The organism is Paraglaciecola sp. (assembly GCF_030730205.1).
Classification (GTDB): Bacteria; Pseudomonadota; Gammaproteobacteria; order Enterobacterales; family Alteromonadaceae; genus Paraglaciecola.
Genome location: NZ_JANQVQ010000116.1, coordinates 1 through 3,911, shown reverse-complemented (window position 1 = coordinate 3,911; position 3,911 = coordinate 1). Strand labels below are relative to the sequence as shown.

General features: G+C 37.3%; 5 protein-coding genes. All 5 read right to left on the bottom strand.

Translation table 11 applies throughout. From position 1 onward, the window contains the following. The coding region (locus tag NWQ57_RS08490; RefSeq protein WP_306021715.1) for a glycosyltransferase at positions 1-371 on the bottom strand (371 nt) is incomplete at its 3' end. A gap of 39 nt (positions 372-410) precedes the next feature. Further along, positions 411-1,880 carry an exosortase A gene (gene xrtA / locus NWQ57_RS08485; RefSeq protein ID WP_306021714.1) on the bottom strand — a complete coding sequence of 490 codons (1,470 nt, stop codon included), beginning with the start codon at positions 1,878-1,880 and terminating at the stop codon, positions 411-413. 43 nt (positions 1,881-1,923) lie between these two features. Then, on the bottom strand, positions 1,924-2,619 hold the full coding sequence (locus NWQ57_RS08480; protein WP_306021713.1) for a sugar phosphate nucleotidyltransferase: 696 nt from the start codon (positions 2,617-2,619) through the stop codon (positions 1,924-1,926). A gap of 12 nt (positions 2,620-2,631) precedes the next feature. Next, the gene (locus tag NWQ57_RS08475; protein ID WP_306021712.1) at positions 2,632-3,219 is read right to left on the bottom strand and encodes a D-sedoheptulose 7-phosphate isomerase; all 588 of its coding nucleotides are present in this window, start codon (positions 3,217-3,219) and stop codon (positions 2,632-2,634) included. After that, a partial coding sequence (locus tag NWQ57_RS08470; protein ID WP_306021711.1) for a dehydrogenase occupies positions 3,207-3,911 on the bottom strand: 705 nt, incomplete at its 5' end. The genes NWQ57_RS08475 and NWQ57_RS08470, both read right to left, overlap by 13 nt.

Genomic DNA, 3,911 nt, shown 5'->3' with positions numbered 1-3,911 from the left:
CCAAGAGGGTCGGAAATTTCACGCCCATGTTCTGCATGAACATGCCCTTTGACGCCTGCTAGTCGAGCAATTGGATGATATTCAATAGCAGCTAAATTGTAAGTGTGCAGTATGTCTGGCTTTAACTTGCGCAATAACTTTAACAAACGCCAATGACTATTTAGATCCTTACCTAATTTTTTATCAAGTTGGTAGACTTTGACACTTGGTTTTAAATGTTTTGAAAAGTCTGAGACATTCGTTAAGGCAATCACTACATGTTGGAAATTTTGCGATGTCATGGCATTGATACAGTTCACCATCACCCGCTCCAGCCCCCCTACATCAAAGCGATAGATTAAATGAGCAATAACTATTGTTTGATTATGCATCCATTAAACCCTTAATCAAATCTATCCCCTACCCGTGTTTTATTTGTTAAAGATCTCTAATGTTTCAATAAGACGCCGTAATTCTTCCAATTTTTGATTTTCACCATCAATATTAACAATAGTAATTATTCCAGAACCTTTACCCCCCACCAACTTATCCAATAATTGCGCTTTTTTGATTGCAAATGCAGAACTCGACGCTACAACACCTGTGTCGTACCAATAAATTAATGTTTTATTAAATCCGCCAACTGTCACCAAAGAAAGAACCGTGACTGGTACCTGTTTATTGAGTATATCAAGGGTGATATTTTCACTTTTCACTAATGAAAATTTATCGATATCAAACAGACGATTAACACTACTGACTAACTCTTGCTCTTGATTGTCTTGTTGATATTCGGCCACAAATACTTCAAGCATCTTTTTATTGTGGTTTAAAATTGCAGTGAATTTAACATCGGCATCAGGAAATGTTGGCGAAAATGAAGGCTCATTTTCCACATCAGCTAGTTTTTTAATCTGCTCAACATAAGCGCTTGATTCATAAGTTGATTCTAATTTTCCCACAATAAAAGAATGGTAAAATGGTGTAAATGACAACACAGGAAACGTGACGATGAGTAATAGGAATGTAGGATATTTGCTTTTACTTCCTGGTTCTAAGTTCGGTAATTTCTCATCCCGTTTAACATTATCATCACGCCAAAACTTACCAAAAAAAAGTAAAAATATGAGCACAAATGCAAAGAAAAACCACCCATATACAAGATGATCAAATCCAACAGCGTGAGTCATATTCGAAACATGCCCAATGTAAATGATGCCAAAGGCACGAATTCCATTGGCAATAATAGATAAAATTATACTAAAAATAACAAACGCAGTTCTGCGCCAAAAGCTAACGTAAAAAAGGTAAGCATATAGCGCAGCTATAGAAATCATGGATATTAGAAAACGGATCCCAGAGCAAGCTTCAGCTACGACAAAAGTACCATTTGGGATATAAATATATAGACCTTCGCGGTACACTGGAATACCGACCAATCTTACCAAAAAAACGCTGATATCAGCCGTGACCTGCTGTAAAAATGGAACAAGCTCTTCACCCATAGGGACAGCAAAAACGAGAAAAGCCAAGGGAAAAATCAGAAATTTAAATATTTTCCAGCCATAAACAAGACCTACCAAACATACTAACGAGCCATAAGCAGATAAATGTGTCAGAACACTAACGCCTGCCAAATCAGCAAGCAAATAAGCTAATTGACCTAAAAATAATGGGACGATAAACCAAAAGCAAGTTCTTAAGGGAATAGTAGCTAATATGGATTTTTTTTCGTTAATGAGATAAAGAACAATGGGTAGAATTAGAAAACAATAAGTGTAAGTTTCAGAACCTTGCCAAACTGACACCATATTCTTGAGAATACTGAAGTATATAACGAACCATAAAATCAAAAGCGATAAAAAAAACCAGTGATAGCGTTTACGAGTAACATCGTTCATATTTTCATTACTTCTTATTCATTTAATTAATTGCCAAGCTTTACTAATTAACAAACAGATGACCGTGATCTTCGACTAACTTTTTGGCACCTTCGAAATCATTCGGAGTTCCAATATCAAAAAATAGGCCTTTGTTTTTCATAGCAAAAACAGGCACTTTTTCATTAGCAAGAATTTCGGTTTCGAAGCTAAACTTTCCAGATAATTGGCTTAATAAAATATGGTTCTTACTTAACAGATATATCCCTGAATTGATAAATCCAACTCCTTTTCTACCTTTTTCAAAAAATTTCTTTAACTTTGCGTTGTCGTCAATATCTGCAGCGCCAAACCGGGTGACATCTTCTACTTCTGTACAAACAATACTTAAACTAGCTTGTTTGCTTTGTGCAAAGTTCATAAAATCTACCAATGAAAATTCCATAAAAGAATCTGAGTTTACCACTAGCGCCTTGTTACCTTTAACATGAGTCATCGCTAACTTAATCGCACCGCCTGTACCTAGTGGCTGTTCTTCCAACGAAAAGGTGTAATCAAGATGAGGAAAATTTGCTGCTACATCATCAATTATCATTTGAGAATGATGTGAAACGGCAAATATAAAACGCTTGATGCCCTGATGGGACAAATACCTAATGATATAGTGCAGAAAAGGACGGCCAGCTATTTCAGCTAACGATTTTGGGTAAGCATCGCCCGTTACGCCATGCAACCGAGTCCCTAAACCGCCAGCTAACAATATGGCTTCCATTTATTTAAGGTGACCAAACATTGCTTCTTCAATCAATCCGCATAATACGTGGCCTACAGCGATATGTGATTCTTGAATGAAAGGAGTGCTAGTAGAGGGAACATTTAGTGTCACATCGCATACTTCAGGTAATTTACCCGCATTGCCGCAAAGAGCGATGGTGACAATATTCATTCCTTTTGCAACTTTAACCGCTTCGAGTATATTAGCCGAATTTCCAGAAGTACTGATCCCAACGAAAACGTCTCCTTCTCTGCCATTTGCTTGAACTTGACGAGCAAATAATTGTAAAAAACCGTAATCATTGCCAATCGCTGTTAACATTGATGTGTCTGTTGTCAAAGCGATTGAAGGAAGACCCGGGCGATCAAAATTAAATCTACTGACCAATTCAGCCGCAAGATGTTGTGAATCTGCAGCGCTCCCACCGTTTCCTGCGAATAAAATTTTATTACCATTTTTCAATGCAGCAATACAAGCCTCGGCAGCGTCAACAATTCTTTGTTGCAAACCAAGGTCATTCAAAATAGCCTGTTTCGTGGCAACGGAATTTTCAAAATGAGCTTTTACGTATGTCAGACTGTCCATGCTTGTACTCCTATTTGAGTCAATTGAAATTGACTCACCTGCCCATTAGCAGCATTTCTATTAAGCAATTTCATCAATTTTAACTTTTGTTTAGGTTCAACAAATAACATCATAAACCCTCCTCCTCCAGCACCGGATAGTTTTAATGATTTTGCACCATTTTCCAATGCCAATGTAGATATTTGCTCAATATGAGAATTTGAAATTGAGTCTGAGGTGCCTTTCTTAGCGGACCAAGAACGTTTCAAAATATTTGACATACCTTCGATATCATTACGTAACAAACATTCTTTCATTTCAAAAGCATGTTGTTTAACTTTATGCAAAGCTTCTAACGGCTTATCGTCTTTTGTATTTGAAGCGGCTCGAATCTGATCATCAATAATTTTACCTGAGTCTCGTGATATTCCGGTGAAAAATAACAAGATTTGGCTTTCAAGTTCGTTAATTATTTCGGTTCTTATTCGCAAAGGATTAACTAAAACTCGATCTCGCTCAAACTCCATAAAGTTAACCCCCCCAAAGGTAGCAGCATATTGATCTTGTTTCCCCCCAGACAACTTACAGTCTTCACGTTCTATTTCAAATGCTAGATGTGCCAAATCATATTCACCTAACGGCAGCTTAAGCAATTCCCGATAGGCTGCCAAGATTGAAACGACCATAGTCGAAGATGAACCCAAACCACTTCC

Excerpts from the sequence above, each read along its gene's own strand:
- NWQ57_RS08475 (WP_306021712.1), bottom strand. The coding sequence starts at position 3,219 with ATGGACAGTCTGACATACGTAAAAGCTCATTTTGAAAATTCCGTTGCC.
- xrtA (WP_306021714.1), bottom strand. The coding sequence starts at position 1,880 with ATGAACGATGTTACTCGTAAACGCTATCACTGGTTTTTTTTATCGCTT.